The sequence below is a fragment of the Streptomyces coeruleorubidus genome (assembly GCF_028885415.1).
Lineage (GTDB): Bacteria > Actinomycetota > Actinomycetes > Streptomycetales > Streptomycetaceae > Streptomyces > Streptomyces coeruleorubidus_A.
Genome location: NZ_CP118527.1, coordinates 2,946,832 through 2,973,317, shown reverse-complemented (window position 1 = coordinate 2,973,317; position 26,486 = coordinate 2,946,832). Strand labels below are relative to the sequence as shown.

Annotated in this window: 25 protein-coding genes; 11 read left to right on the top strand and 14 right to left on the bottom strand. The window is 71.9% G+C overall.

Annotation, left to right across the window (positions count from 1 at the left end; all coding sequences use genetic code 11):
- Nucleotides 1-20: 20 nt before the first annotated feature.
- Entirely contained in the window at nucleotides 21-1,658 is a 1,638-nt protein-coding gene (locus PV963_RS13800; RefSeq protein ID WP_274815971.1) for an alkaline phosphatase D family protein, read from the bottom strand.
- Nucleotides 1,659-1,736: 78 nt separating this feature from the next.
- On the bottom strand, nucleotides 1,737-2,381 hold the full coding sequence (locus PV963_RS13795; RefSeq protein WP_274815970.1) for an HNH endonuclease family protein: 645 nt from the start codon (nucleotides 2,379-2,381) through the stop codon (nucleotides 1,737-1,739).
- Between the two features lie 399 nt (nucleotides 2,382-2,780).
- On the opposite strand from PV963_RS13795, the gene PV963_RS13790 reads away from it, so the two are divergent.
- Nucleotides 2,781-3,368 carry a TMEM165/GDT1 family protein gene (locus tag PV963_RS13790; protein ID WP_274815969.1) on the top strand — a complete coding sequence of 196 codons (588 nt, stop codon included), beginning with the start codon at nucleotides 2,781-2,783 and terminating at the stop codon, nucleotides 3,366-3,368.
- A 183-nt stretch (nucleotides 3,369-3,551) separates the two neighbouring features.
- A complete protein-coding gene (locus tag PV963_RS13785; RefSeq protein ID WP_425540893.1) occupies nucleotides 3,552-4,211 on the top strand; it encodes an HAD family hydrolase in 660 nt (219 codons plus the stop codon).
- 79 nt (nucleotides 4,212-4,290) lie between these two features.
- Here PV963_RS13785 and cpt read toward each other — a convergent pair whose 3' ends face one another.
- Complete coding sequence (cpt, locus tag PV963_RS13780) at nucleotides 4,291-4,821, bottom strand: chloramphenicol phosphotransferase CPT (RefSeq protein WP_274815968.1); 531 nt, start codon at nucleotides 4,819-4,821, stop codon at nucleotides 4,291-4,293.
- Between the two features lie 27 nt (nucleotides 4,822-4,848).
- Entirely contained in the window at nucleotides 4,849-5,691 is an 843-nt protein-coding gene (locus PV963_RS13775) for a peptidoglycan-binding domain-containing protein (RefSeq protein WP_274815967.1), read from the bottom strand.
- A 1,393-nt stretch (nucleotides 5,692-7,084) separates the two neighbouring features.
- Between PV963_RS13775 and PV963_RS13770 the strand changes: the two genes are divergently transcribed.
- The 3 genes from PV963_RS13770 to PV963_RS13760 all read left to right on the top strand — a co-directional run bounded on the left by PV963_RS13770 (nucleotide 7,085) and on the right by PV963_RS13760 (nucleotide 10,548).
- A complete protein-coding gene (locus PV963_RS13770) occupies nucleotides 7,085-9,136 on the top strand; it encodes an MDR family MFS transporter (RefSeq protein ID WP_274815966.1) in 2,052 nt (683 codons plus the stop codon).
- A 179-nt stretch (nucleotides 9,137-9,315) separates the two neighbouring features.
- The gene (locus PV963_RS13765; RefSeq protein WP_274815964.1) at nucleotides 9,316-10,032 is read left to right on the top strand and encodes a hypothetical protein; all 717 of its coding nucleotides are present in this window, start codon (nucleotides 9,316-9,318) and stop codon (nucleotides 10,030-10,032) included.
- A gap of 6 nt (nucleotides 10,033-10,038) precedes the next feature.
- Nucleotides 10,039-10,548 (top strand): hypothetical protein, encoded by a 510-nt coding sequence (locus tag PV963_RS13760; RefSeq protein WP_274815963.1) that lies wholly within the window; start codon nucleotides 10,039-10,041, stop codon nucleotides 10,546-10,548.
- Nucleotides 10,549-10,558: 10 nt separating this feature from the next.
- Here PV963_RS13760 and PV963_RS13755 read toward each other — a convergent pair whose 3' ends face one another.
- A complete protein-coding gene (locus tag PV963_RS13755; RefSeq protein ID WP_274815961.1) occupies nucleotides 10,559-10,966 on the bottom strand; it encodes a DUF1992 domain-containing protein in 408 nt (135 codons plus the stop codon).
- A gap of 88 nt (nucleotides 10,967-11,054) precedes the next feature.
- Here PV963_RS13755 and PV963_RS13750 point away from each other — a divergent pair, with 88 nt between their 5' ends.
- Entirely contained in the window at nucleotides 11,055-11,447 is a 393-nt protein-coding gene (locus tag PV963_RS13750; RefSeq protein WP_274815960.1) for a hypothetical protein, read from the top strand.
- A 16-nt stretch (nucleotides 11,448-11,463) separates the two neighbouring features.
- Here PV963_RS13750 and PV963_RS13745 read toward each other — a convergent pair whose 3' ends face one another.
- Both PV963_RS13745 and proP read right to left on the bottom strand, forming a co-directional pair.
- Nucleotides 11,464-12,135: an O-methyltransferase gene (locus tag PV963_RS13745; RefSeq protein ID WP_274815959.1), complete on the bottom strand. Its 672-nt coding sequence runs from the start codon at nucleotides 12,133-12,135 to the stop codon at nucleotides 11,464-11,466.
- Between the two features lie 109 nt (nucleotides 12,136-12,244).
- Nucleotides 12,245-13,603, bottom strand: coding sequence for a glycine betaine/L-proline transporter ProP (gene proP / locus PV963_RS13740; RefSeq protein ID WP_274815957.1), 1,359 nt, complete (start codon nucleotides 13,601-13,603; stop codon nucleotides 12,245-12,247).
- A gap of 323 nt (nucleotides 13,604-13,926) precedes the next feature.
- Between proP and PV963_RS13735 the strand changes: the two genes are divergently transcribed.
- Both PV963_RS13735 and PV963_RS13730 read left to right on the top strand, forming a co-directional pair.
- Entirely contained in the window at nucleotides 13,927-15,966 is a 2,040-nt protein-coding gene (locus PV963_RS13735; protein WP_274815955.1) for a bifunctional glycosyltransferase 87/phosphatase PAP2 family protein, read from the top strand.
- A gap of 121 nt (nucleotides 15,967-16,087) precedes the next feature.
- Nucleotides 16,088-16,513, top strand: coding sequence for a peptidoglycan-binding domain-containing protein (locus PV963_RS13730; RefSeq protein WP_274815954.1), 426 nt, complete (start codon nucleotides 16,088-16,090; stop codon nucleotides 16,511-16,513).
- Between the two features lie 24 nt (nucleotides 16,514-16,537).
- On the opposite strand, the gene PV963_RS13725 is transcribed toward PV963_RS13730, so the two are convergent.
- Nucleotides 16,538-16,948, bottom strand: a complete 411-nt coding sequence (locus tag PV963_RS13725; RefSeq protein ID WP_274815953.1) for an ATP-binding protein — start codon at nucleotides 16,946-16,948, stop codon at nucleotides 16,538-16,540.
- Nucleotides 16,949-17,041: 93 nt separating this feature from the next.
- Here PV963_RS13725 and PV963_RS13720 point away from each other — a divergent pair, with 93 nt between their 5' ends.
- Nucleotides 17,042-17,890 (top strand): helix-turn-helix domain-containing protein, encoded by an 849-nt coding sequence (locus tag PV963_RS13720; RefSeq protein WP_274815952.1) that lies wholly within the window; start codon nucleotides 17,042-17,044, stop codon nucleotides 17,888-17,890.
- Entirely contained in the window at nucleotides 17,850-18,059 is a 210-nt protein-coding gene (locus tag PV963_RS13715; protein WP_274815951.1) for a DUF397 domain-containing protein, read from the top strand. Before PV963_RS13720 ends, PV963_RS13715 begins: the two co-directional genes overlap by 41 nt.
- On the opposite strand, the gene PV963_RS13710 is transcribed toward PV963_RS13715, so the two are convergent.
- Nucleotides 18,043-19,212 (bottom strand): steroid 3-ketoacyl-CoA thiolase, encoded by a 1,170-nt coding sequence (locus tag PV963_RS13710; RefSeq protein ID WP_274815950.1) that lies wholly within the window; start codon nucleotides 19,210-19,212, stop codon nucleotides 18,043-18,045. The two genes, PV963_RS13715 and PV963_RS13710, sit on opposite strands and share 17 nt — an antisense overlap.
- 216 nt (nucleotides 19,213-19,428) lie before the next feature.
- Here PV963_RS13710 and PV963_RS13705 point away from each other — a divergent pair, with 216 nt between their 5' ends.
- Nucleotides 19,429-20,664 (top strand): cytochrome P450, encoded by a 1,236-nt coding sequence (locus PV963_RS13705; protein WP_274815949.1) that lies wholly within the window; start codon nucleotides 19,429-19,431, stop codon nucleotides 20,662-20,664.
- A gap of 203 nt (nucleotides 20,665-20,867) precedes the next feature.
- Here the strand turns inward: PV963_RS13705 and PV963_RS13700 are convergent, their stop codons facing one another.
- The 5 genes from PV963_RS13700 to PV963_RS13680 are packed head-to-tail and all read right to left on the bottom strand — an operon-like array spanning nucleotide 20,868 to nucleotide 26,295.
- Nucleotides 20,868-21,692: an ECF transporter S component gene (locus PV963_RS13700; RefSeq protein ID WP_274815948.1), complete on the bottom strand. Its 825-nt coding sequence runs from the start codon at nucleotides 21,690-21,692 to the stop codon at nucleotides 20,868-20,870.
- Nucleotides 21,689-23,371: an ABC transporter ATP-binding protein gene (locus PV963_RS13695; protein WP_274815947.1), complete on the bottom strand. Its 1,683-nt coding sequence runs from the start codon at nucleotides 23,369-23,371 to the stop codon at nucleotides 21,689-21,691. Before PV963_RS13695 ends, PV963_RS13700 begins: the two co-directional genes overlap by 4 nt.
- Nucleotides 23,368-24,450, bottom strand: a complete 1,083-nt coding sequence (locus tag PV963_RS13690) for a CbiQ family ECF transporter T component (RefSeq protein ID WP_274815946.1) — start codon at nucleotides 24,448-24,450, stop codon at nucleotides 23,368-23,370. Before PV963_RS13690 ends, PV963_RS13695 begins: the two co-directional genes overlap by 4 nt.
- On the bottom strand, nucleotides 24,437-25,081 hold the full coding sequence (locus PV963_RS13685; RefSeq protein ID WP_274815945.1) for an SCO2322 family protein: 645 nt from the start codon (nucleotides 25,079-25,081) through the stop codon (nucleotides 24,437-24,439). Before PV963_RS13685 ends, PV963_RS13690 begins: the two co-directional genes overlap by 14 nt.
- Nucleotides 25,078-26,295, bottom strand: a complete 1,218-nt coding sequence (locus PV963_RS13680) for a prenyltransferase/squalene oxidase repeat-containing protein (RefSeq protein WP_274815944.1) — start codon at nucleotides 26,293-26,295, stop codon at nucleotides 25,078-25,080. Before PV963_RS13680 ends, PV963_RS13685 begins: the two co-directional genes overlap by 4 nt.
- Nucleotides 26,296-26,486 lie beyond the last annotated feature (191 nt).

Sequence of the window (26,486 nt, the reverse complement as noted above, 5' to 3'; positions counted from 1 at the left end):
AATCGGGCGGAACGGGTCCGTTACGGGGCAATCTCGGAGTCGAGGAGCGTCGTCAGGCGTGGGCCCTTGCCCTCCCGGGCCCGTGCCTGCTCGAGTCGCAGCCGTGCCGATCGGCCGCGCAGGGTCAGCGTCATCAGCTGGTTGCCGAACCAGGGGCCGCCCGTCTTGCGCCAGCCGACCGGCGGCCGGGGGAGGCGTCCGTGCCGGGCGAGGCAGCGACCGAGCGCGCGTGCCACCGCGTTCCAGCCGACGCGGAAGCCCATCCGGATCGACAGGGGGACGGAGTTGTGGACGGGCGAGCAGACGAGCTGCACCACCCGGGCGTCGGGGCCCGGCCCGGGCCACGAGGGCTCGGCGATGTAGGCGTGGTGCACGTCCCCGGAGAGCACGCACACCGTCGCCGGGGCGTCCCGCCCCGAGCCGGCCTCGGCGATCAGCTCCGCGAGCCCGGCGAACGACTCCGGGAACGCCGACCAGTGCTCCAGGTCGGCGGCCCGCCGCACCTTCTCCCCGAACCGCGCCCAGCGCTCGCCGCGCTCGCCCCGGCACAGCGCCGCGTTCCAGCCCTCGGCGTCGTGCACCAGATGCGGCAGCAGCCAGGGCAGCGAGGTGCCGAGGAGGAGGTGGTCGTACGACCCGGGGCTGTCCAGCACCTGCTCGCGCAGCCAGGCGTCCTCGCCCGGGACGAGCATCGCGCGGCTGTCCTCGTCGAGGACCCGGGCCGCCCGGCTGTCGACCATCACCAGGCGGACGCGCCCGAAGTCGCGCCGGTAGCTCCAGCGGGCCATGGCCGGATCGGCGTCGGCCCGGGCGGCGAAGGTGCGCAGCACGTCGGTGCCGTCGGGGACCTTGCGGACGGCCTCGTACACCGGGTCGGCCGCCAGTTCCTCCAGTGAGAGGTTCCCCAGGTGCTGGTGGACCCAGTACGACATCAGGCCGCTCAGCAGCCGCTCCCGCCACCAGCCGGTGGCCCGCATGTCGGTGAGCCAGGCGGCGGAGGTGTTCCAGTCGTCGACGACGTCGTGGTCGTCGAAGATCATGAAACTGGGTACGGTGGACAGCAGCCAGCGGATGCGGGGGTCGAGCCACGACTCGTAGTAGAGGTGCGTGTATTCCTCGTAGTCCGCGACCCCGCTGCCCGGCGGGTCGCTCAGGTCCCGGCGGGCCGACAGCCAGCGCTGGGTGCTGTCGGAGGTCTCGTCGGCGTACACCTGGTCGCCGAGCAGCAGCAGGACGTCGGGCCGCTCGCCCTCCGGGTCGGCCACGATGCGGGTGGCCAGCGCGTCCAGGGCGTCCGGGCCGACGGGGTCGTGTCCGCCGGCGGGAGGGGCGGCCCAGCGGCAGGAGCCGAAGGCGACGCGGAGGCCGCCCTCGCCGCCCGGCGCGTGGATCGCCGAGGGCGGGAAGGGGGAGTCGGGCAGCGGCCACACGGTGGTGTCGTCGAGGAGGACCTCGTACGTCGTGGACGTACCGGCCGTGAGCCCGGTCACCGGGATCAGCGCGTAGTGGTGGCCCGCCACCTGGAAGGTCGGGGCCGTGCCGCCGGCGCCGTCGGCGCAGCGCACCGCGGCCGTGCACGGACGGCTCGTCTCGACCCATACGGTCGCGGACGAGCCGTCGGTGTACCTCAGCAGCGGTCCGAGCCGCAGTCCGGCCATCGTGGCCCCCTCTCCGTCGCCCCGTACGGTACGGAACGACGGAGGTCAGCGGGGAGGTCCCGACACGTAAATCGCGTGTCAGCAGTTCGCGAGGTGGTTCTGGAGCGCGGACTTCTCGGCCGAGTCGACCGAGAGGCCGTAGTAGTACTTCACCTGGACCCAGGCGCGGACGTAGGTGCAGCGGTACGTCGTCCGGGAGGGCATCCAGGTGGCCGGGTCCTGGTCGCCCTTGGCCTGGTTGACGTTGTCGGTGACCGCGATGAGCTGCGGGCGGGTCAGGTCGTTGGCGAAGGACTGGCGGCGGGAGGTCGTCCAGGAGTCGGCGCCGGAGTCCCAGGCCTCGGCCAGCGGGACCAGGTGGTCGATGTCGACGTCGGAGGCGGCGGACCAGGTCGCGCCGTCGTAGGGGGAGTACCAGCTGCCGCTGGTGGCGGCGCAGGAGGAGTCCTGCTGGACGTTCGAGCCGTCGCGCTTGAGGACGACCTCGCGGGTGTTGCAGGAGCCGGACTGGGTGATCCAGTGCGGGAAGAGGTCGCGGTTGTAGCCGGTGCGGTCCTCGGTGGCCACGGTGAGCGAGGCGAGGTAGGAGCGGGCGGTGGCCCCGCTGACGGGGGTGGGCAGGGCGGCGGAGGCGGCCGGGCCGTTGAGAAGGCCGGCCGAGGCTATGAGACCGGTGAGGCCCGCGAGTATGCTGAGCCGTCGACGCGCGTAGAACTTCGGCATGCGAACTCCCTTGTGGGGTGGGGGCGTTGGGCTGCGAGCGAGGGAATGCTCGTCGCGCCGTGTTGCGGGGAGGTGTGCGCCCGGTGAGAAGTTAGTGACGCGGTCATGACATGACAAGGTTCACGGCGGAACTTTTCGCTCCAGGGGTCTCGCGTACCATGGACGGCGCAGAAGGGGAGTAGCTCTTCGCCGGACCGTCGACATACTGCTCAGCCCGCCTGAGCCGGCGCCCGGAGGCAGGTCCCACTGGTCCGTCCAGGGGCCCCGCCAGCGAGACCTTCGGCAAGCAGTGCACGCCCGTGCCCCACGGCACGGGCGCCGAGTGTGCTGCCGTGCCGAGGTGTCCAGCGTGAAGATCCAGCACTCTCGGTGGGGCAGCCCCGACCGATTGAGGAACCCTTGATCAGCCTGACCGTGACGGCCGTCGTCTTCGGCGTCGTCTTTCTCGCCGAACTGCCGGACAAGACCGCCCTGGCCGGCCTCGTCCTCGGCACCCGCTATCGCGCCTCCTACGTCTTCGCCGGTGTCGCCGCCGCGTTCGCGCTGCATGTCGCGCTCGCCGTCGCGGCCGGCAGTGTGCTGACGCTGCTGCCGCAGCAACTCGTGCACGCGCTCACGGGTGTGCTCTTCCTGGGCGGGGCCGCGATGTTGCTGCTGCAGAAGGGCGGGGCCGATGGCGACGCGGAGGTCCGCAAGCCGGAGGACCAGTCCTTCTGGAAGGTCTCGGGCGCCGGCTTCATGCTCATCCTGGTCGCCGAGTTCGGCGATCTCACGCAGATCATGACGGCGAACCTGGCCGCCCGCTACGACGACCCGCTCTCCGTCGGCCTGGGCGCGGTGCTCGCGCTGTGGGCGGTGGCCGGGATCGGCATCGTCGGTGGAAAGGCGCTGATGAAGAAGGTGCCGCTGCGGCTGATCACGCAGATCGCGGCGCTGGTGATGCTGGCTCTCGGGGTGTGGAGCCTGTGGGAGGCCGTGACCGGGTGAGCCGTGGCGAGCTGAACGGTGGGTGAACGTCTGCGGGGGGCCCTGGCGCGATCCGGGGATGTTTTGTACCGTGGAGAAACAAAGTGGCCCTCGCCCGTTTTCCCTGACCGGCGGGCGGGGCCGCCTTGTTCCTTCGGGGGCCGCCGTGTGCCCTCGTCCGCGCCCTGAGCCTTGGAGCTGCCGATGACGGCCACCGTCGTGCTCACCGCCCGCGCCCTCCTGCTGGACATGGACGGCACCCTCGTCAACTCCGACGCCTCGGTCGAACGCGTCTGGCGGCGCTGGTCCGAGCGGCACGGACTCGACGCGGACGAGGTCATGAAGGTCGTCCACGGACGGCAGGGATACGCGTCGATGGCGCTGCTGCTGCCCGGCCGGCCGATGGAGCAGAACTACGCGGACAACGCCTGGATGCTCGCCGAGGAGACGGCCGACACCGAGGGTGTCGTCCCGATCCCCGGGGCGCCGGAGTTCCTCGCCTCGCTGCGGGGGCTGCCGCACGCGCTCGTGACCTCCGCCGACGTTCCGCTCTCGACGGCGCGGATGGCCGCGGCCGGGCTGGACCTGCCCGAGGTGCGGGTGACCGCGGAGTCCGTCGGGGCGAGCAAGCCCGACCCGGAGGGCTTTCTGAAGGGCGCCGCCGAGCTGGGTGTGGCGCCCGCGGACTGTGTCGTGTTCGAGGACTCCGGGGCCGGGATAGAGGCCGGGCGTTCCGCCGGGATGACGGTGGTCGGGGTCGGGTCCCGGGCCGCGTTCCACGCGCCGGACGTGGTGGTGGAGGACCTCACGCAGGTGCGCGTTCAGGCCGTGGGGGACGGGACGATCCGCCTGCACGTCGGGTGACGAACGCTACGCCGTGTGACTACGCCGTATGACGAACGCTACGTCAGGTGACGAACGCTCGGGGACGTCGGCGGGTCGGTCAGACGTGGGCGGCGATGGTGCGCGCACACACCAGGGACTCGGTGTGTGTGGTGTCCACCTCCAGGTCGTAGTGCACGCCCTCGTGCACCAGGTGTGCCTGTGACGCGGCCATGCCCCGGACCCGGTCGCCCCGGGCGATCTCACGCCCGGCGGCGACCGCGCTGTCGCATCTGACGCCGACCCACAGCACGTCGAGTCCGGCCAGCGCCTTCTGCCAGCGCTGCCGGGAGTGCGGTCCGCCGAGGAAGACGTCGTCGATGATGATCCTCGCGCCGGCCCTGGCCATCGCGGCGATGCCCTCGGTCCAGGCCGCGTCCAGTGCGCGGAACTCCGCGCCCACGCTCACCCCGCCGTCCGCCGCGAAGCTGATGCCGCCGTCCGAGCCCCGCGTCTTCGCGGGCAACGCCTCGACGAACGAGTCGACGCCGAAGGCCAGCCACGGGTCCGGCAGCACCTCTTGCAGGCACCGTACGATCCCGGACTTGCCCGAGCTCGAACCGCCGTTGAGAACGATCACCTGAGTAGCCACGGCGCCACAGTAGGGCGGCCGGGCCGGTCACGGCTCCTTGGTTTCCGACTCCAGCTTCGCCCGCGTCTCCCGGTCGTAGACGCCGAGGTCGTCGGTCTGGATGCCGCGCGACCACTGGTAGGTACGGACGGCCTCCTCCAGCCGACTGTCGTAGTCGCCGTCGGTGTCCTCGTCGTAGAGGTACAACTGGCGCAGCCGGAACTGGAGTTCGGTGACCTCCGGGCCGCGGTCGCCCAGGCGCAGGACGGTGGGACCGCCGCTCTGGCGGGAGTTGCCCGGGGGCCCGTTCTCCGGGCCGGTGGCCGTGGCGGACGTCCGGGGCGCCGACGGGGTGGCCGACCGCGACGGGCTCGGCGAGGCGCTCGGCGTGGACGGCGACGGGGAGGCCGACGGGCTCCCGGTGGCCGACGGCGCCGGCGGTGGTGCCGCGGGGGCCGACGGGGTGGCCTGTGCGCTGCTCACCGGTGGCGTGGACGCCGCGCTGCTCGAGGGCGCGTCCGGCACGCTCGCCCGGAGGTCGTCCGGCAGCGCGGAGTTCCGGGACGGCGCCTCGTAGGAGAACAGCCCGCTCGCGTACCCGGCCGCGGCCACGACGGCGACACAGGCCCCGGCGGCCGCGGCGAGCAGCGCGGTACGCCGTCCACGCCGGGGCCTCCGGCCGACCTCGCCCGGTTCCGGCACGCCCCGGTCCCGTCCCCCCGCACCGTCGAAAAGACGCAGGTCGGTGACGCTGGGTTCGGTCGCGGCGGGGGCCAGGGGCGTCGGGAGTGTCGGGAGTGCGGAGGTGTCCGGGGAGGTCGGCAGCCCGGGAGTGGCCGGCGAGACCGGCAGCACGGTGGTCGCGTCCGGGTCGACCGGGCGCAGGGGCATGGTGGCGTCGGTGGGGGAGGGCGGGAACGCGGCACCTTCCGCGCGCGGGGCTTGCCCGGGGGCCGTCACGGGCCGTCGCGGGGCGCTTTCGGGCGTCCGCACGGGGCCGTCGGGGCGTGGGGGCTCCGCCGGGTGGGTCCGGGGCGGTTGCGGGGTGGCGCCGGCTGCCCGCGCGGGGCCGTCGGTGCGCGGGGCTCCGCCGGGTGGTTCTGGGACGGGGGTGGGGCGCTGTTGGCCGTCCGTCCGGGGGCCCGTCGCGGGGTGTCGTCGGCTGCCCGCGCGGGGGTCCGTCGCGGAGCGCCTTCGGTCGCCCGCGCGCGGGTTTGGGCGTGTGAGGTCTCCGCGTGCGGGGGCGTGGGCGGGCCGTCCGTGTGGGTTTGTCGCGGGGCGGCTTCTCCTGCCCGGACGGGAGCGTGGGTGTGGGAGGTCGGGGCGTGCGGAGGTGACGCGGGGTGGTCCGCCGGGGACGGCTGTGCGGGGCCGTCTGTGCGCGGGGGCTCCGCAGGGTGCGTACGGAACGGTCGTGGGGCGCCTTCGGTCGCCCGGGTGGGCAGCCCGGGGTCCGGGGCCTTCGGGTGCGGGGGCGTGGGCGGGCCGTCCGTGTGGGTTTGTCGCGGGGCGGCTGCTCCCGCCCCGGCGGGAGCGTCGGCAGGTGACGTCTGGTCATGGCGGGGCGAGGCGGGGTGGTCCGTCGGGGACGGCTGTGCGGGGCCGTCGGCGTGTCGGGGCTCCGCAGGGTGGGGACGGGACGGTCGCGGGGTCTCGTCGGCCGCCCGGCCGGGGGTTCGTCGCGGAGTGTCTTCCATCGCCTGAGCCGGGGCCTGCGCGGGTGCGGGCGGGCTGTCCGCGTGGGTGTGCCGTGGGGTGCCTTCGGGCGCCCGCGTGGGTCGCTCCGGGCCCGCGGCCGTCGCGTGTGGGGGCGTGGGCGGGAGTTCCGTGCGGGTGCCTCGCGGGGCGCCTTCGGCTGGCCGCGTGGGCGCGTCGGGGTGTGAGGGCGACGTGGTCCGGGCCTCCGCGGAGGGGCGTAATGGGGTGTCGCCGTGCTCGGGGGACTGCGGGAGTTCGACGTAGGGGCGGATCCGGAGCGGGTCGAAGTCCTCCGCTGCTGCCGCCTCGGTCGTGCGGGCGTTGCGGAGGGCCTCCGCGGCGCGCTGGGTGCAGGTGCAGGACGGGGTGTTGTCCGGCTGTCTGGGCGTGCCGCACTCCGGGCACGGGTGGCCGTTCGGCTGTTCCACGCGTTCCTCCCTCCCCTCGCGAACTCCAGAGAATATCCAGATGTTCTCCACAGCGTGGGCGGCGATCCCCGGAATGAAAGCTTCCAAAAGGACTCGGCGGGCCATAACACGTCACACCGGTCACGATGGAAAATGTCACAGGACCCCCAGGAGGTCGCATGGCTGGGCATGCGCACGTCACGAAGGCGCCGGACCAGGGCGCCACCGTCCAGGAGCAGGTGTCCGGGAACGTACTGGTCTCCATCGGCGCCCTGCTCCTCGGGATGCTGCTCGCCGCCCTCGACCAGACCATCGTGTCGACCGCGCTGCCCACCATCGTCAGCGAGCTCGGCGGCATGGATCACCTGTCCTGGGTGGTCACCGCCTACCTGCTGGCCGCGACCGCCGCGACCCCGCTGTGGGGCAAACTCGGTGACCAGTACGGCCGCAAGCGGCTGTTCCAGACGGCGATCGTGATCTTCCTCGTCGGCTCCGCGCTGTGCGGCACGGCACAGGACATGACCCAGCTCATCGTCTTCCGGGCCGTGCAGGGGCTCGGCGGCGGCGGGCTGATGGTGCTGTCGATGGCCATCGTCGGGGATCTCGTCCCGCCCCGGGAACGCGGGCGCTACCAGGGGCTGTTCGGTGCCGTGTTCGGGGCGACGAGCGTGCTCGGGCCGCTGCTCGGCGGGCTGTTCACCCAGCATGTGAGCTGGCGTTGGGTGTTCTACGTCAACCTGCCCGTCGGGATCGTGGCGCTCGCCGTGATCGCGGCCGTACTGCACCTCCCGCGCCGGGCGCAGCGGCACGTCATCGACTACCTCGGCACGTTCCTCATCGCGGCCGTCGCCACCTGCCTGGTGCTCGTCGCCTCCCTCGGTGGCACGACCTGGGGATGGGGGTCCGCGCAGATCGTCGGGCTCGCGGTGCTGGGCGTCGTCCTCGCCGTCGTCTTCGTGGCCGTCGAGCGACGGGCCGCCGAACCCGTCCTGCCGCTGAAGCTCTTCCGCGTCCGCACCTTCACGCTCGCCGCCGTGATCAGTTTCGTCGTCGGCTTCGCCATGTTCGGCGCGATGGTCTACCTGCCGACGTTCCTCCAGGTCGTGCAGGGCGTGAGCCCGACCATGTCCGGTGTGCACATGCTGCCGATGGTGCTGGGCCTGCTGCTGGCCTCGACGGCCTCCGGGCAGATCGTCAGCCGGACCGGCCGCTGGAAGGTGTTCCCGGTGGCCGGCACCGGCGTCACCACGCTCGGGCTGCTCCTGCTCCACCAGCTCGACGAGCACAGCTCCACCGCCGAGCTGAGCGGTTTCTTCTTCGTCTTCGGACTCGGACTCGGCCTGGTGATGCAGGTCCTCGTGCTCATCGTGCAGAACGCCGTCCCGTACGAGGACCTGGGCGTCGCCACTTCCGGCGCCACCTTCTTCCGCTCCATCGGCGCCTCGTTCGGCGTGGCCGTCTTCGGCACGGTCTTCGCGAACCGGCTCGGCGACCAGCTCACGGACGCCTTCCGGGGAGCCCGGCTGCCGCCCGGCGTCTCCGTGGCCGCGCTGGAGGCCGACCCGCGCGGCATCGCCGCCCTGCCGCCCGGCCTGCGCCCGCCGGCCCTGCACGCCTACGCCGTGTCCATCACGGACGTCTTCCTGTACGCCGCCCCCGTCGCGCTCCTCGGTTTCGTACTGGCCTGGTTCCTGAAGGAGGACCGGCTGCGCGGCTCGGTCACCGCGCCCGACGTCACCGAGACCCTGGCCAGCAACCCCGTCCAGCGCTCCTCGTACGACGAGGTGTGCCGTGCCCTGTCGGTGCTCGGCACCCGCGCGGGGCGGCGCGATGTCTACCGGAAGATCACCGCCCGGGCGGGCTACGACCTGCTGCCCGCGGCGAGCTGGCTGCTGCTGCGGATCAGGCGGTACGGCTCGGTGGAGCCGGCTGTGCTGGCCGAGGGGGTGCCCGTGTCGCTGCCCGTGATCATGGAGGCCACCCGGCAGGTCGAGGAGCGGCGGCTCGCCGTGCGCCGGGGCCTGGACATGGTCCTGACCGACCGGGGACGCGAGGTCGCCGAGCGGCTGGCCCGGGCCCGTGAGGAGTCCCTCGCCGAGTTGCTCGGCGACTGGTGGGGGCCGGACCGGCCGACCGATCTGGTGCAGCTCGTGCGGGAGCTGAACGGCGAGCTGTGCGGCTCCAGGCGGGAGCGGCCGTCCGAGGCGCGTCCGGTGGAGCACCTCGTGTGAGGCGCCGTCGGCCGGGCGGGGTCGGGTGAGGTGCTTGGAAGCCAGTGCCCCGACCGGGAGCGCGGCGCTCGCGCCCCGGGGGGCAGTCCGGCGCCGTTTGGCGGCCTGCTTCCGGGCTACCCGGTCGGCGAACCGGCTCGTGAGGAGAGCCGGTTGGGCCGAGAACCCGGAAGGCATTCATGTCCACTGGCCTGATCATTGCTCTGATCGTGATCGCGGCGGTCGTCGTCATCATCGCGGCCGCCATGACCCTGCGCGCCCGAGGGGCTCGGCGCGGCCCGAGCCTGAAGCGGCGCTTCGGACCCGAGTACGACCTGGCCGTCGCCCGGCACGACGGCGACGCCAAGGCCGCCGAGCGCGAGCTCGCCGAGCGCGTGGAGCGCCACGGCGACCTGCGCGAACGAGCGCTGGAGCCGGCGGAGCGCGAGCAGTACGAGGCGCGCTGGACGGCCGCCCAGGAGCGGTTCGTCGACTCGCCGCGGGAGGCGGTCGCCGAGGCGGACCGGCTGCTCGCGGAGCTCGCCGGTGCCCGGGGCTTCCCGGACGGCGGGCAGTACGAGGAACAGCTCGCCGCGCTGTCCGTGCACCACGCCCACCACGTGGACGGCTACCGGCGCGTGCACCGCGCGGCGCACCTGCGCGCGGACGACGCCCGGGACGGCGGCACCGGTACGGAAGACATGCGTGAGGCCATGGTGGCGGCCCGCGCCCTGTTCGAGGAGCTGGTGCGGCCGGCCCGCCACGACGGCGGAAGCCACGTCGCCGGCCCGCACCTGGGCGGACGCCACGAGGGCGGACGGCACAAGTCCGGGCTGAACGGCGGCCGCAAGGCTCCGGCCGACCGCGGCGGGCACATGCCGTGGGCGCTGCACCGACGTCAGGCGAAGGAGAGTTGAGATCCGATGTCCGACATGATCCGACCGCCCGGCGACGACACCGCCGAGGCACGAGGCTCCACCTACCCCTCAGCCCGCGCCACCACCGGTCCTGACGCCCGCGGCACCACCGCCTCTGACGCCCGCGGCTTCGACACCCCCGACGCCCGAGGCGAGACCGCCCTGGGCACCGGCCACGGCACAGCCCCCTCTGGTTCCCCGGAACGGGAAGGCGCCTCCCACGGCACGCACCTGCTCCCCCACGACGAGTCCGACAAACTCGTCTCGCAGTTGCACCACGCCGTCGCCGAGTTCGTCGACGCGCCCCGGGCCGCCGTCGAGGAGGCCGACCACGTGCTGGAGGAGATCGCGGCCCGGTTCACCGAGGCCGTGACGCAGCGCCGCCGCACCCTGCGCCACTCCTGGCAGTCGGTGGAGGGCGGCGAGGGCAAGCCCGTGTCGAGCGGCGACACCGAGCAGCTCCGGCTGGCCCTGAAGGACTACCGGGAGCTGGCGGAACGGCTGCTGCACGTGTGAGCGGCCCCGTTCATTCGTCCGCCCGGCGCTCCCGCCACTGCCGTACGACGTCCTCGACGTCGTACGGCTTTTTGCCCAGCGGGGGCCCGGGCGGCGGCTTGAACATCATCTCGCGGATCTTGTCGTTGATCTCGCCGATGATCTTCCTGACAGCCTGCTCCGAAGGAGCCGCGTACGCGGCCAGGAGCGCGTCCTCAGCCTCCTTGCGCAGCGCCAGCGTCGGCGGCAGGACCGAGATGCCCTCGCGGGCCATCTTCCGCTTCACCCACCACAGTTCGTCGTAGGTGGCGTCCACGTCGGCCGGCAGCGGTTTGCCCGCCCCCGGCAACCGTTCGAACTCGCCGCGTGTCTCCGCATCACGGATCTGCTTGTCGACCCAGGACTCGAAGTCGACGCCGGGTGGCTTTCGCTCGGTCATGAACCCATTGTGCCGGACACCGCGCAGCCGGGCGTTCTATCATTCGGCGGGCTTGCAGGCCCACCAGGACGTCTCAGGAGGAGCGCACGTGCTCGAACTCACCATGGCCGCCGTGTCCGCGGCGGAGGAGGGTGCCACGGCCGGAATGCTCATGGCCGACGCGCCCAGCGAGCCGGGCGCCGTGCTGCGGGTGGGCCGCGACAAGTCGGTGTGCCGGCTGTCCACGCCGGACGACTGGCTGTTCGTCTCCCGCGTCCACCTGGAGTTCCTGTGCGGGTCCGACGGGACCTGGCAGCTGACCTGGCTGCGCGGCTCCCAGCCCGACCCGTCCTCCGAAGTCCGGCTCACGGTCGGGGAGTACGTCCAGCCCCTCGCCTACGGCGGCACCGTCCCGCTGCCCAGGGGCGGCAGCGGCGAGGTCGTCGTCCAGGACCGCACCGCCCCGCGCAGCGTCAACGTGGGCTTCTACCACGAGGTCTGACAGCCGTCAGGCACGCTCAAGCCAGCACCCGTGCCAGCGCGAACCCGTCGTACCCCTTCATGCCGACCGTCTGGATCGCCGTGCCGCTCAACCGCGGGTGGCTGCCGATCAGTTCGATCGCGGCGCGGGTGCCCGTCACGTCCGGGGCCGTGCTCTGCGCGTCGGTCACGCGGCCGCCGCGGACGACGTTGTCGAGGACGATCAGGCTGCCCGTGCTGGTGAGCTTCAGGGCCCACTCCACGTAGTGCGGGTTGTTGACCTTGTCGGCGTCGATGAAGACCAGGTCGAAGGGGGGCGGGTTCTCGTCGGCCAGCTTGGGCAGCGACTCCAGGGCCGGGCCCACCCGGACCTCGACGAGCTTGTCCAGGCCGGCGCGGGCGATGTTGCGGACGGCGACCTCGGCGTGCTTGGGGTCGTACTCCAGGGAGACCAGCCGCCCGTCGGCGGGCAGGGCGCGGCCCAGCCAGATGGTGCTGTAGCCGCCGAGTGTGCCGATCTCCAGGATGTGGCGGGCGCCCTGGATCTGGGCCAGGAGCTGGAGGAGCTTGCCCTGGTTGCCCGCGACGTTGATGTGCGGAAGCCCGGCGGCGTCGCTGTCGCGCAGGGCGGCCGCCAGGGCTTCGTCGTCCGGGGCGAGGCGGTCGGTGAAGTAGGCGTCGACCTCGTCCCAGACGTGCGACTCGCTCATGCACCTCTACCTTTCGTACGCATAGTTAGCATCCCTAACTAGTGGCGGTGACGAAGATACGTGGTGCACCGGTTCGCTGTCAGTGGGATATCGCCCGGCGTGTCTTGTCTCAGCCGGCCACCGACGGTTCTCGGCCGGCCACCGACGGTGCCGAACCCGGCAGCGGGCGCCCCGCCGACTCCGCCATGCGCCACACCGCGAAACCGCCGACGACGGCCGCGGCCATCATGTAGTACGCGGGCATCATCATGTTCCCGGTCGCGCCGATCAGGGCCGTGACCACCAGCGGCGTCGTGCCGCCGAACAGGGACACGGAGACGTTGAAGCCGATGGACAGGGAGCCGTAGCGGACCTTCGTCGGGAACAGCGCCGGGAGCGCCGAGGGCATGGCCGCCGTGAAGCAGACCAGCAGCAGGCCGAGGGCGCCCATGCCGAGGGCGACCGCGAGCAGGCTGCCCTCGCGGATCAGCAGCAGGGCCGGGACGGACAGCAGCAGGAAGCCCGCGCAGCCGGTGGCGATCACCGGGCGGCGGCCGACCCGGTCGGTCAGCGCGCCGACGAACGGCTGGGCGACCATCATCACGGCCATCACGCCGAGGACGACCAGCAGACCGTGCGTCTCGTCGTAGTGGAGCTGGCCGGTCAGGTAGCTCGGCATGTACGACAGCAGCATGTAGTCGGTGACGTTGAAGACCAGCACCAGGCCGACGCAGAGCAGCAGCGCGCGCCACTGGCCGGTGATCATCTCGCGCAGCGGCACCTTGGGGCGGTCGGTCTCGGCCTTCTCGACCTCGGCCGCGAACGCCGGGGTCTCCTCCAGGCGCAGCCGCAGGTAGAGGCCGATGATGCCCATCGGGCCCGCGATCAGGAACGGGATGCGCCAGCCCCAGGAGGTCAGGTCGTCGGCGGAGAGCAGGGCGGTCATCAGCGTGACCAGGCCCGCGCCGCCGATGTAGCCGGCGAGGGTGCCGAACTCCAGCCAGCTGCCGAGGAAGCCGCGCCGCTTGTCGGGGGCGTACTCGGCGATGAAGGTCGAGGCACCGGCGTACTCGCCGCCGGTGGAGAAGCCCTGCACGAGGCGGGCCACGAGGAGCAGGATCGGCGCGCCGACGCCGATCGTCGCGTACGACGGGATCAGACCGATCGCGAAGGTGCCCGCGGCCATCATGATCATGGTCAGCGCGAGGACCTTCTGACGGCCGACGCGGTCGCCGAGCGGGCCGAAGACCATGCCGCCGAGCGGGCGGACCAGGAAGGCCGCGGCGAAGGCGCCGAACGTGGAGAGCAGCTGCGCGGTGGCGTTGCCCGAGGGGAAGAAGACCTTGCCCAGCGTGACCGCGATGTAGCTGTAGACACCGAAGTCGAACCATTCCATCGCGTTGCCCAGCGCGGCCGCCTTCACGGCGCGCTTGACGAGCGCGGGGTCGGTGACGGTGGTGTCGGGGGTTTTCGCTGCTCGGCTCTTCATGCCGGACGCGGGAGCGACGACTGAGACAGTCGACAAGACTCGCTCGCCTACCTTTCGACGGGGACAGGGACGCGGTCCGCGCGGCGGCGCTGTCGTACGGGCCGAAAAGCGACGATAGGCGGATAAAGGTCCTTTACGGGCAGTACGCCTTTCGTTGCAGGGTGCATCTAAACACCGGATATGCAGGCACGTATGCCCGGCCGGGAGCGGTTCCCACGGGATCTTGATGTGATCCTTCTCGCGTCACGAGAGGCGACCACCTGTCTCGCGCACTATCGTCAACCGGACGAAGAGGGGCATACCAGGTAGAAGGCCGACGGGGCGTGACGAATGCGGACCGCAGCGGACGACCGACGGAAGCCTTCGGAGCGACAGCCGTCGGCGGAACCCACGCACGCCTGCGCATCGCCTGCCTCGGACTGTGGCTGATCGTCGCGGCCCTCGCCGCACGGCAGGTGGCCGTCGTCCTCGGCAGCCCGCGCGGGGAGCGGCTGACGGACCTGGAGACCTGGGTCGGACCGAACGGCGTGCTGCACGTGACCGGCTCGCTCTACGACTCCACCCGCTTCACCGGCACCCCCTTCGGCGGCCTCGTCCTCAAGCCCCTCACCCGTGCGGCCGAACAGGCCCTCGGCTGGGGCTGGACCTTCGGCACGCTGCTGCTGGTCGTCGCCCTCGGCCTGGTCGCCGCCCGCGCCCTGCCCCAGCCCATCGGCCGCCGCACGGCCCTGCTGGCCGCCCCCGTCGCCATCGGCCTGCTCATGCTGTCCCTGCCGGTCCGCAACACCCTGTGGCTCGGTCAGACCAGCATCATCCCGGTCCTGCTCGTCCTGCTGGGCTGCTTCGTCGCCCACGGCCAGCGGACCAGCGGCCTGCTCATCGGCGTCGCGGCCGCGCTCCAGCCCACCCTGCTGCTCTTCACGCCCCTGCTGTGGTTCACCGGCCGCAGACGCGCCGCGCTCTCCACCGGCGTCACCTTCGCCGCCTGCTCCGTGCTCGCCTGGGCCGCGATGCCGCACGACTCCCACACCTACTGGGTCCATCACATGGCCGGCGTCGGCCTCGGCGGCCGGGCCGACGACCTCGGCAACCAGTCCCTGCACGGCGCCCTGCTGCGGCTCGGCCTGAACGGCCCCCTGGAGGTCGCGCTCTTCCTGGCGCTCGGCGCGGCCGCCGCCGTCCTGGCCCTGCGCCGCGCCGTGCGCTGCTTCGACGACGGCCAGCTCCTCCTCGCCGTCGCGATCACCGGCTGCGCCGCGATCGTCGTCTCGCCCACCGCCTGGCAGCACCAGCTGCTGTGGGTGCTGCTCGCGGTCGTCGGCCGGGCCGGCAGACGTGCCTGTGACCGGTACGTCTGGCCGGTGGCCGTCATCCTGGTCATGACCCTGCCGGCCAGGACGATGGTGCCGGACATGCCGTCGCTGGACCCGCTGCGCACCAACCTCGTCCTGCTCGCCGCCCTCGCCGCCGCCACGGCCGTGCCGTTCCTCTCCCGCACCTCCCCGCACTACCAGTCGCCGACACCGACCGAGTACGCCCCCACCGCCCCGGCCCGCTTCAGACGCATCCCGCTCGTGCCCTTCCTGCGCCGGGTCCTCACCAGACCGAACCTCCTCCTGGAGCTGCTCCTCCTCCGGGTCACCTACGCCGCCTACTCCCAGGTCCGGCTCGCCGCCACCGGGGGCAGCATCTCGGCCGGCCGGGCCGAGGCCGAGGAGAACGGCCGGCAGATCCTCGGCCTGGAACGCGCCCTGCACATCGACATCGAGCACTGGGCCAACCACACCGTCGTCAAGATCGACTGGCTGCGGAACTTCTCCGACTTCTACTACGAGTCGTTCCACTTCGTCGCCCCGCTGACCGTCCTAGCCGTCCTGTACTGGCGCCGCCCCGCCGCCTACCGCTGGGCCCGGTCCGCCCTGGGCCTCGCCACCCTGCTCGCCCTGGTCGGCTTCTGGCTCTACCCGCTGGCCCCGCCCCGGCTGATGCCGACACTCGGCTTCATCGACACCGTCCACGGCGTCCAGGACTTCTCCCAGCCCGACTACGGCACGCTCACCGCCCTGACCAACCAGTACGCGGCGATGCCGTCCCTGCACTTCGGCTGGTCGCTGTGGTGCGGCGTGGTGATCGCCGTCCTGGCGCGCCGCTGGTGGATCAAGGCGCTGGGGATGCTGCACCCGCTGTTCACCGCGACCGCGATCGTCGTGACGGCGAACCACTGGGTGCTGGACGCGGCCGGGGGAGCGGTGGTGGTCGGGGCGGGCTTCGCACTCACCTATCTGCTGTCCGGCCCCCGGGCCGCCACCGCCGCGGCGGCCGAGCGTGAACACACGCCGACCCGAAAACCCGTACACAGTTGACAAGTTGACCCCACAGGCATCCCGACGGCGTTCATGAACCGGGCGCAGTCCTCCCCGAGATGCAACCAGGGTGAGGGACGCGCACGATGAGAAAAGTGCACCCTCTCTGGAGGTGATCGGGATGCGACGTGTGCTCACCGCCGTAGCGGTCATGGCTCTTCCCATTTCCCTCGCGGCAGCGCCGGCTGTAGCGGCATCGAACGGCACTTCGGCGACGAACGCGGTGACCAGCGCCCAGGCCGCACACACGTTGAATCGTCCAACAACCCTCGTGGCCCAGGGACCGGACGACGTATGCAACTACACCGATAGTCGACCGAGCCTTCACCTGGGGTCATCCGGGGCGGCAGTCCGACAAGCCCAGTGCTACCTGAATCAGGCGATCGGCGCCGGCCTGGACGAGGACGGAGACTTTGGCCGAGTCACGCAGTCCGCGACAAGGGACTTCCAGCGGTGTGCCGGCATCGTCGTCGACGGTCGCATCGGAGCCCAGACCTGGTCGTTCCTTTCCTTCTGGGCCAACGCGCCGGGCGCTCCCTTCTGTTGACGCGGTGGACAATGCAGGGTCTGTTCACTCCAGAGCGACTGTCTCGGCCCCGCATTCGAACCACACGGTCTTCCCGCCCTCGCGCCACAGCGACACGCCCCACTTGTCGGCCATCGCGTCGAGCAGGAGCAGCCCACGGCCGCCCTCGGCTTCCGGCTCCAACCGGGTGGGGGAGGCGGGCAGTTGATCGCTTCCGTCCGACACCTCCACCCGTACCCCGGCCGGCTGCCGCAGCAACAGCAGCGCGCAGCGGCGGTCGGGGACGTGCTGTACGACGTTCGCGAGCAGCTCGGTCACGCCCAGCTCGACGGCGTCCGACAGCTCGGGCATGCCCCACTCGGAGAGGAACGAGCGGACGATACGGCGGATGTGCCGGGCGGCGTTCGAGCCGACGGTGAGGCGCATCGTGTACTGGGCGGGAATGTATTCGTTCACAGGGCGAGCGTGACGTGCTCTGACTACTCTGGGCTATGGGACGGATACAACCGGTCCCATGGTGGGCCGAGTTGCGTGAGAGGGGCTTCTGCCGTGACCCACATCAACGCCCTTGACCCGGGTGCGTCTCCGCTCGACTACTACGGCTTCGAGCTGAGGAGATGCCGGGAGGCCGCAGGGCTGACACAGAAGCAGCTCGGGGAGATCCTCAACTACACGGGCTCGCTCGTCGGCCAGATCGAGACGGCCAGGAAACTTCCGACGCCGGAGTTCAGTGAACGGGCGGATGCGGCGCTGGGGACGGACGGTATGTTCTCCCGTCTCGTCGAGCTGGTGCTGCGGAGTCGGCTTCCGGCCTGGTTCCAGCAGGTGGCGGAGCTCCAAGCGCGGGCGGTGGAGATCTGCTCCTTCGAGGCGCTCATGGTTCACGGTCTCCTTCAGACCGACGCGTACGCACGTGCCGTGCTCGGCGTGCTGGACACGAGCAACCTGGACGACCGCACCGCCGTGCGGCTGGCTCGCCAGCGCATCTTCGAGAAGGAGGAGCCGCCTGTCTTCTGGGTGATCCTCAGCGAGGCCGCGCTGTACCAGGAGATCGGTGGGCCGCAAACCATGCGGGGCCAACTGGCGCACCTGTTGTCCTTTGAGGGCAACCCGCGGATCAACATCCAGATTCTGCCGTTCTCGGCTGGCGCGCACGCGGGAATGCAAGGCTCGTTCGACCTCTACCGCTTCGCGAGCGATCCCACCATCGTCTACACGGAGGGGTACGGCAGCGGGCATCCAACCGCGAATCCGGACACCGTCAAAGACTGCTCGCTCCGTTACGATCATCTGCAGGCCGCCGCGCTCTCCCTCAGGGATTCGGCGGAGCTGATCCGGCGAGTGATGGAGGAACGCTATGGCGAGCAACACGATTCCGACGGGGATCCTGTGGCGTAAGTCCAGCTACAGCGGCGACCAGGGCGGCAACTGCGTAGAGATCGCCGAAACCCCGCACACCACCATCGCAATACGCGACTCCAAGAACCCGGCGGGACCGATCCTCACCCTCGACCCCGCCACGTTCACCACCTTCATCAACTGGACGACGACTACAACCGCTGAATGATCGTGCCGGTGGCCAAACCGCCACCCGCGCACATCGTGATCAGCGCGAACTCCTTGTCCGCGCGCTCCAGTTCATGAAGCGCCGTCGTGATGAGCCGGGCCCCGGTGGCTCCCACCGGGTGCCCGAGCGCTATCGCGCCACCGTTCACGTTCACCTTGTCCAGGTCCTGCTCGAAGACCTGCGCCCAGCTCAGCACCACGGACGCGAACGCCTCGTTGATCTCCACCAGGTCGATGTCCTTGAGGGACATCCCGGCCTTGCCCAGCACCGCCTTGGTCGCGTCGATCGGCCCGTCGAGGTGGAAGTGGGGGTCGGAGCCCACCAGGGCCTGGGCCACGATCCTGGCCCGGGGCCTCAGCTTCAGGGCGCGAGCCATCCGCTTCGACGCCCACATGATCGCCGCCGCCCCGTCGGAGATCTGCGACGAGTTTCCGGCCGTATGGACCGCCGTCGGCATGATCGGCTTCAACGCGGCCAGCGCCTCCGCCGTCGTGTCGCGCAGGCCCTCGTCCTTGTCGACCAGGCGCCACATGCCCTGCCCGGCGTGCTGCTCCTCTTCCGTCGTCGGCACCTGGACGGCGAACGTCTCTCGTTTGAAGCGCTCCTCCGCCCAGGCATGGGCGGCCCGCTCCTGGGAGGCGAGGCCCAGGGCGTCGACGTTCTCGCGGGTCAGGCCACGGTGGCGGGCGATGCGCTCGGCGGCCTCGAACTGGTTCGGCAGGTCGACGTTCCACTCGTCGGGGAACGGCTTGCCCGGCCCGTGCTTCGAGCCCGACCCGAGCGGCACCCGGGACATCGACTCGACCCCGCAGGAGATGCCGACGTCGATCACGCCCGTGGCGACCATGTTGGCCAGCATGTGGGAGGCCTGCTGGGAGGACCCGCACTGCGCGTCCACGGTCGTCGCGGCCGTCTCGTAGGGGAGCCCCATCGTGAGCCAGGCCGTGCGCGCGGGGTTCATGGACTGCTCGCCGGCGTGGGTGACCGTACCGCCGACGATCTGCTCGACGCAGTCGGCCGGGATACCGGTGCGGCCGAGGAGCTCGCGGTAGGTCTCGCCCAGGAGGTAGGCGGGGTGCAGGTTGGCGAGCGCGCCGCCGCGCTTGCCTATGGGGGTGCGTACGGCTTCGACGATCACGGGTTCGGCAGCCATGGGTGCGGGTCCTCTCCGGGAGGCTACGCGGAACTAGTACGCGTTCTAGTTCTGTCAGCAGTGTGCTGAGGGCTGCTTGCCGACCGCAAGGGTCGTGCGGGCAATTGGGGGGTCCGTGCCTCTTGCTACTTGTAGAACCCGTTACTACCGTCACCGCAACTCCGCACAGCTGATGGGCCGTCAGAATCAGAGTCGGTACGAGTGGTGGGAGCCGCCATGTCCTGTCCCGCGCTGCCCGAGGGGTTCGACTTCACCGACCCGGACCTGCTGCACAGCCGCGTGCCGCTGCCGGAGTTCGCCGAGCTGCGCCGGGTGGAGCCGGTCTGCTGGGTGCCGCAGCCGGCGGGTCTCGCCGGTTTCCAGGACGAGGGGTACTGGGCGGTCACCCGGCACGCCGACGTCAAGTACGTCTCCACGCACCCGGAGTTGTTCTCGTCGTACCTCAACACGGCGATCATCCGCTTCAACGAGCACATCGACCGCGACTCCATCGACGCGCAGCGGTTCATCCTGCTGAACATGGACCCGCCGGAGCACACGCGGGTGCGGCAGATCGTGCAGCGCGGGTTCACGCCACGGGCGATCCGCGCCCTGGAGGAGCGCCTGCGCAACCGGGCCCACTCCATCGTCGAGGCGGCCCGCGCGCACACCGGCCCGTTCGACTTCGTCACCCAGGTCGCCTGCGAACTGCCCCTCCAGGCGATAGCCGAGCTGATGGGCGTACCGCAGGAGGACCGGGACAAGATCTTCGACTGGTCCAACAAGATGATCGCCTACGACGATCCCGAGTACGCCATCACCGAGGAGGTCGGCGCCGAGTCGGCCACGGAGATCATCGCCTACGCGATGAACATGGCCGCCGACCGCAAGCAGTGCCCCGCCCACGACATCGTCACGCAACTGGTCGCGGCGGAGGACCAGGGCAACCTCAACTCCGACGAGTTCGGCTTCTTCGTGCTGATGCTGGCCGTCGCCGGCAACGAGACCACCCGCAACGCCATCACCCACGGCATGCACGCCTTCCTCACCCACCCCGAGCAGTGGGAGCTGTACAAGAGGGAGCGGCCGTCGACGACGGCGGAGGAGATCGTGCGCTGGGCCACCCCGGTCGCCGCCTTCCAGCGCACCGCCACCCAGGACACCGAGCTGGGCGGCAAGCTGATCCGCAAGGGCGACCGGGTGGGGCTGTTCTACGCCTCCGCCAACCACGACCCCGAGGTCTTCGACGAGCCGGACGACTTCGACATCACCCGCGACCCCAACCCCCACCTCGGTTTCGGCGGCGGCGGCCCGCACTACTGCCTGGGCAAGTCCCTCGCCGTGCTGGAGATCGACCTCATCTTCAACGCCGTCGCCGACGCCATGCCGGGTCTCCAACTGGTCGAGGATCCACGCCGGTTGAGGTCGGCGTGGATCAACGGGGTGAAGGAGCTCAGGGTCAGCACGGGCTGAGGCGCCCGGCCGGGCGGGGTGAAGGCGACGGCCCCGGGGATCAGGGGGCCGCCGCCTGGCCGTCCAGAGAAACAGGGCTTTGGTGCTGCCCGCAAAGCTCCCTATTACTAGGTCTGGCCGCATATGAGGGAGGGGTCTGCCCTGTGACCGGGGCTTGTTCCTACGGCCCCGCTTCGTAGGTGACGTGGGTCATGTGGGGGGCTTCACGTCCGGGGCGCCTCGAACGTGACCGGCGTCTCGAAGGCCGCCCGGCGGGTGGCGCGGCGCAGCGCCCGGAGGACCGCGGGGCCGAGCGTGAGCGTCAGGACGACCGTGACGACGGCCCGGCCCAGGTCCCAGCCCAGCGAGGTGGCCAGGCAGTACGCGAGGAAACGGGCCAGGTTGGCGGCGACCGCCGCGTGTGGATCGAAGGCGACGTTGGAGGCGAGGGCGCTCATGAAGGGCCAGCCGGCCAGGTTCATGACCGTGCCGTAGGCGAAGGCGGCCAGGAAGCCGTAGGCCGCCAGCAGCACGAGCTCCGCCCGGCCGCGCAGCCGGTCCGGGCCCGGCAGCAGGCCCGCGCCCATCGCGAACCAGCCCATCGCCAGCATCTGGAACGGCAGCCAGGGGCCGACCCCGCCCGTCAGCAGCGCGGACGCGAACATCGTCACCGAGCCGAGGACGAACCCGAACCCCGGGCCGAGGACCCGCCCGCTCAGCACCATCAGGAAGAACATCGGCTCGATCCCTGCGGTACCGGCGCCGATCGGCCGCAGGGCCGCGCCCGTGGCGGCCAGCACGCCGAGCATCGCGACCGCCTTCGGGCCGAGCCCGGACTCCGAGATCGTCGCGGCCACCACCGCCACGAGCAGCACCAGCAGGCCCGCGAAGAGCCAGGGCGCGTCCTGCACGTGGGCGCTGAGCCGCGAGGCGGGCGGGGTCAGGAACGGCCAGCCGAAGCCGGCGATGCCCACGGCGCCGACGAGGGCCAGCGCGGCGACCGAGCGGGGGCCGAGGCGGACGGCCCGGGCCTGACGCTGGGCGTTCATGAGTTGGCCCCGGGCTGCAGGGCCGCGCGGACCTGGGAGACCGTGAGCCAGTGCTGCGGGGCCAGAATCTTGGTGACCTGCGGGGCGAAGGAGGGGGAGGAGACCACGACGTCCGCCGTCGGGCCGTCGGCGATCACCTCGCCGTCCGCGAGCAGCACCACCCGGTGGGCGATCTCGGCGGCCAGCTCCACGTCGTGCGTGGCCAGCACGATGGCGTGCCCCTCGGCGGCCAGGGTTCGGAGCACCGCGACCAGGCGGGCCTTCGCCGCGTAGTCCAGGCCGCGGGTCGGCTCGTCCAGCAGGAGCAGCGGGGGCCGGGCGGTCAGGACGACGGCCAGGGCGAGGGCGAGCCGCTGCCCCTCCGAGAGGTCCCGGGGGTGGGTGTCGTCGGTGACGCCCGGGAGCAGTTCGGTGACCAGGGCACGGCAGGTGCCGGGCTCCGCGTCCGCCTCCTGGTCGGCCGCGGCGCACTCGGTGGCGACGGTGTCGGCGTAGAGCAGGTCGCGGGGTTCCTGCGGGACCAGGCCGACTTTGCGGACGAGGTCCTTCGGGGAGGTGCGGTGGGGTACGGCTTCGCCGAGCCGGACGGTTCCCGAGCTGGGGGTGACCAAGCCGACCAGGGAGTTGAGCAGGGTGGACTTTCCTGCGCCGTTGCGGCCCATGAGGGCGATCGTCTCGCCGGGGGTGATGGTGAGGTCGATGCCGCGGAGGGCTTGGATGCGGGCGCGGGTGACCGAGAGGGAGCGGAGTGCGCCTACCGGGGTGGGGGGCTCGGAGCGTTTGCGGGTGCGGGTTGTGTGTGGCTGGTCGCGCCCACGCGGCGGCAGCCGCACATCGATTACAGCCCCGCGCCCCTTAGGGGCGTTGTCGAGCCGTTCGCGTAGAGTCGCTGCCCGCCTGCGCGCGTCGCGGACCGTCAGGGGCAAGGGCGTCCAGCCCGCCAGGCGGCCCAGGGCCACCACCGGCGGGTACACCGGCGACACGGCCATCACCTCGGCCGGGGTGCCCAGGACCGGGGGCGCGCCCGGGGCGGGCAGGAGTACGACCTGGTCGGCGTACTGGATGACGCGTTCCAGGCGGTGTTCGGCCATGAGGACCGTCGTGCCGAGGTCGTGCACCAGCCGCTGGAGGACCGCCAGGACCTCCTCGGCGGCGGCCGGGTCGAGCGCGGAGGTCGGCTCGTCCAGGACGAGGACGCTCGGGTGCGGGGTGAGGACCGAGCCGATCGCGACGCGCTGCTGCTGGCCGCCGGAGAGCGTGGCGATCGGACGGTGGCGCAGGCCGGCCAGGCCGAGCAGGTCGAGCGTCTCCTCGACGCGGCGCCGCATCACGTCCGGGGCGAGGCCCAGCGACTCCATGCCGTAGGCGAGTTCGTCCTCGACGGTGTCGGTGACGAAGTGGGAGAGGGGGTCCTGGCCCACCGTGCCGACGACATCGGCGAGTTCGCGCGGCCTGTGGGTGCGGGTGTCGCGGCCGGCGACCGTGACCCTGCCGCGCAGCGTGCCGCCGGTGAAGTGCGGCACGAGCCCGCTGACCGCGCCCAGGACGGTGGACTTGCCGACACCGGACGGCCCGGCCAGGAGGACGAGTTCACCCTCCGGGACCTCGAAGTCGATTCCCTGGACGGTGGGTTCGGCGGCACCGTCGTACGTCACGGACACGTCCTCGAAGCGGATCACGACGGCTCCTTGGGGTCGGGGGCGACGAACGCGGGCAGCAGGCCGAGGAGGATCGCCGCCGCGGGCCAGAGGGGGAGGGTGGGGGCCACGAGCGGCACCACGCCGGGGTGCAGGGCCGCGGGATCGCGGGCGGCGGCGAGCGTGAGGAGCGCGGCGACCGCCACGCCGGAGGCCACGACCAGCCAGGCGCGCACGTCCCAGCGGTCGGGGCGGTAGCGGGTGCGCGGCGAGCGCCGTCCGCCGAGCCGGAGACCCGCGAGGGCGGCGGCGAGGCCGATGAGGAGTACCGGGATGCCGTAGGTGGCGCCCTCGGCGGTGAGCAGACCGTACGTTCCGGCGCACACGCCGAGCAGCCCGCCGAGGGTGAGGGCGGCGGTGGTGCGGCGGACGGCGGCGGGGACCTGGGCGGTACGGCCGTAGCCGCGGGCGTCCATGGCGGCGGCGAGCGACACCGAGCGCTCCAGCGCGCCCTCCAGGACCGGCAGGCCCACGTGCAGCAGGCCCCGGACGCCCTTGTCCGGGCGGCCGCGCAGACGGCGGGCGGCGCGCAGGCGCTGGACGTCGGCGATGAGGCTGGGCGCGAAGGTGAGGGCTACGACGACCGCGACGCCCATCTCGTACAGGGCGCCCGGGAGGGACTTGAGCAGGCGGGAGGGGTTCGCGAGGGCGTTCGCGGCGCCGACGCAGATGAGCAGGGTGGCCAGTTTCAGGCCGTCGTACAGGGCGAAGGCGAGGGCCTCGGCGGTGACCTCGCCGCCGAGGCGGATGCCCTGGGCCCAGTCGGGGAGGTCGGCTTCGGGGAGGGTGAGGAGGGTGTGCGTGCCGGGGATGGGGGAGCCGAGGATCGTGGCGAAGAGGAGGCGGATGAGCAGGACGGCGAGGGCGAGTTTGACGAAGGCGCCGTAGGAGCGGGACCAGGGGGTGTCGGGGCGGCGGGTGGCCACGACGTAGGCGGAGACCGTGATGAGGAGGGTGAGGAGGAGGGGGTTGGTGGTGCGGGTGGCCGCGGTGCCGAGGGAGAGGGACCAGAGCCACCATGCGCCGGGGTGGAGGGATGCGCCGTAGCTAGGACTGGCCACGCCGCCGTACCTGCCAGATCGCTGCCCCGCCCAGGACCGCCACCACGGCGATTCCCGCCACCAGGCCCAGGGACGGGCCGTCGTCCGAGGTGTCCTTCTTCTGCGCGGACGGCTTCTGCTTCCCGGCCACTTGCTCCCCGCAGCCCTTCTCCGGGTAGCCCGAGATGGCGCACAACAGGGCGTTCGTGTCGTAGCGCAGCGGCTTGGCCACCGTCGCGAGGGCCTCCGCCGTCGTCGCGTCGTGGGACACCTGTGCGCAGGCCGTCCGGGCGGGCGGTGGGGTTTCCCCCGACGGCGCGTCTGTCGTCGTGCCGAAGTCGATCAGCAGAGCCACCCGCTTCTTGCCGTCCTGCGCGGGTGTGTTGGCACAGATGGTCTTGAAGTCGGCCTTGCCGCGCGGGCGGGCCGCGTCGGAGGAGTCCTCGCTCACCGCGAAGCGGAAGCCCTGGACGTCGCCGTCCGAGGGGCGGGTCGTGGACGGGCCCTGGGTGGCGTAGACCCAGTCGTCGCCATCGCGGTCCCAGAACGACCAGTACCGGTAGCCGGCGGCCTGGGCGGCCTGGGCGGCCTGGCCCGCTCCCGCGCACAGCAGGAGCGAGGCCAGGGGAAGGAGAACGGCCCGGCGGATCACAGCTGCTGCCTGTTCCTGCGGCCGCTGAAGAGGAAGCCGATGCCGACACCGGCGACGAGGCAGACACCGACGTACCACCAGACGCCGAAGAGGTCCGAGTCCGAGTCGCCCTTCTCTTCCGCCGCTTGCGTCTTCTCGGCGGACTGTGGGGCCGGGCCCGTGGCGTTCAGCTGCTTCACCAGGTCGGTGCCGCCGACGTCGCGCGGGTTCGTGCCCGTCGCGTGGGCGGCGAAGATCAGCTGGGCGTAGGCGGCGGGACCGTTCTGGGCGGCCCAGGTCGCGGAGTTCTTCGCCAGCCAGCGCAGGGACTTCTCCGCTCGGCCGGTGTCGCCCTGCGCGGCGAGCGCGACGACCGCGTCGGCGGTGTTGCCGTAGTCGGGCTGGGGGTCCGAGCCCGCGAGGGCCGAGGTGAGGTGGCCGTCCTTGGCGAGGGCCTCGGCGAGGTAGGCGGCTCCGTTGGCCGCGGCCTGCTCCGGCGTGTTCGGGTCCTCGCAGGATTCGCTCTCGGCGGCCTTGGTCTTCTCGCCGGGCTTCACCACCATGCCCTTGCCCAGTGCGCCCAGCACGCCCGCAGCCGTGGCGTCCGCGTTGGCGGCCGGCTTGCCCTTCTCGTCCGGCTGGAACGCGAAGGCGCCCGCGCCGTCGCCGTCACAGCCGAGGGTCAGCTTCAGCAGCGCGTCGTAGGGCGACTTGCCGCCCTTCTCGACCTGTTCCGGCTTCTCGCCGACGGCGGTCAGCGCGCCGATGACGACGGACGTGGAGTTGGTGTCGCTGGCGCCGCCCGGCGAGTAACCCCAGCCGCCGTCCTTGTTCTGGACGGACTTCAGCCAGGTGACGGCCTTGCCGGTGACGGCGTCGTGCCCGCCGAGCGCGGTGAGGGCCTGGACGGCGGCGGCCGTCTGGTTCGTGTCGACCATGGTCTTGGCGTCGCAGGACGTGGTCGGGTCGGCGCGGTACGGGGCGAAAGAACCGTCCGCGCACTGCTGGCGCACCAGCCACTCCACGGACTTCGCCGCGGGCTTCACCCCCACCGTGTCCAACGCGAGCAGGGCGAGCGACTGGCGCCAGACGCCGTCGAACTTCGGGTCCTTGCCGCCGTACAGGGCGGAGGGGAACGCCTGGGACGGCGAAGGGGACGGGTCGGCGGCGGCCGGTGTGGCGGCGCCGAGCACGGCGACGGCGGCCAGGACCGCGGCGCTGCGGCGGACGTTCATGATCGGCGGGTGCCTCTCCCTGTGGGGAGCCGGGCAGCACGGGGCACCCCCGGCGGCTCGGCTCCGTATACCTCGACGGTGCCGTGCACCGGCGACCTGCCGGGCACGTGAGCCGGTCACGATCCGTACGGGGCGATCCGGCTCACCGCCCTGAGGGCGGTTCACGGTTGCGGGTCAGCGCCGGAATTGCA

What these genes read in the sequence shown, in the direction of transcription:
- PV963_RS13785 (WP_425540893.1), top strand. Translation starts at nt 3,552, where the DNA reads ATGACGGCCACCGTCGTGCTCACCGCCCGCGCCCTCCTGCTGGACATG.
- proP (WP_274815957.1), bottom strand. Translation starts at nt 13,603, where the DNA reads ATGAAGAGCCGAGCAGCGAAAACCCCCGACACCACCGTCACCGACCCC.
- PV963_RS13800 (WP_274815971.1), bottom strand. Translation starts at nt 1,658, where the DNA reads ATGGCCGGACTGCGGCTCGGACCGCTGCTGAGGTACACCGACGGCTCG.
- PV963_RS13680 (WP_274815944.1), bottom strand. Translation starts at nt 26,295, where the DNA reads ATGAACGTCCGCCGCAGCGCCGCGGTCCTGGCCGCCGTCGCCGTGCTC.
- PV963_RS13700 (WP_274815948.1), bottom strand. Translation starts at nt 21,692, where the DNA reads ATGAACGCCCAGCGTCAGGCCCGGGCCGTCCGCCTCGGCCCCCGCTCG.
- PV963_RS13795 (WP_274815970.1), bottom strand. Translation starts at nt 2,381, where the DNA reads ATGCCGAAGTTCTACGCGCGTCGACGGCTCAGCATACTCGCGGGCCTC.
- PV963_RS13705 (WP_274815949.1), top strand. Translation starts at nt 19,429, where the DNA reads ATGTCCTGTCCCGCGCTGCCCGAGGGGTTCGACTTCACCGACCCGGAC.
- PV963_RS13745 (WP_274815959.1), bottom strand. Translation starts at nt 12,135, where the DNA reads ATGAGCGAGTCGCACGTCTGGGACGAGGTCGACGCCTACTTCACCGAC.
- PV963_RS13710 (WP_274815950.1), bottom strand. Translation starts at nt 19,212, where the DNA reads ATGGCTGCCGAACCCGTGATCGTCGAAGCCGTACGCACCCCCATAGGC.
- PV963_RS13730 (WP_274815954.1), top strand. Translation starts at nt 16,088, where the DNA reads ATGCGACGTGTGCTCACCGCCGTAGCGGTCATGGCTCTTCCCATTTCC.
- PV963_RS13760 (WP_274815963.1), top strand. Translation starts at nt 10,039, where the DNA reads ATGTCCGACATGATCCGACCGCCCGGCGACGACACCGCCGAGGCACGA.
- PV963_RS13715 (WP_274815951.1), top strand. Translation starts at nt 17,850, where the DNA reads ATGGCGAGCAACACGATTCCGACGGGGATCCTGTGGCGTAAGTCCAGC.
- PV963_RS13775 (WP_274815967.1), bottom strand. Translation starts at nt 5,691, where the DNA reads ATGCCCCTGCGCCCGGTCGACCCGGACGCGACCACCGTGCTGCCGGTC.
- PV963_RS13770 (WP_274815966.1), top strand. Translation starts at nt 7,085, where the DNA reads ATGGCTGGGCATGCGCACGTCACGAAGGCGCCGGACCAGGGCGCCACC.
- PV963_RS13765 (WP_274815964.1), top strand. Translation starts at nt 9,316, where the DNA reads ATGTCCACTGGCCTGATCATTGCTCTGATCGTGATCGCGGCGGTCGTC.
- PV963_RS13755 (WP_274815961.1), bottom strand. Translation starts at nt 10,966, where the DNA reads ATGACCGAGCGAAAGCCACCCGGCGTCGACTTCGAGTCCTGGGTCGAC.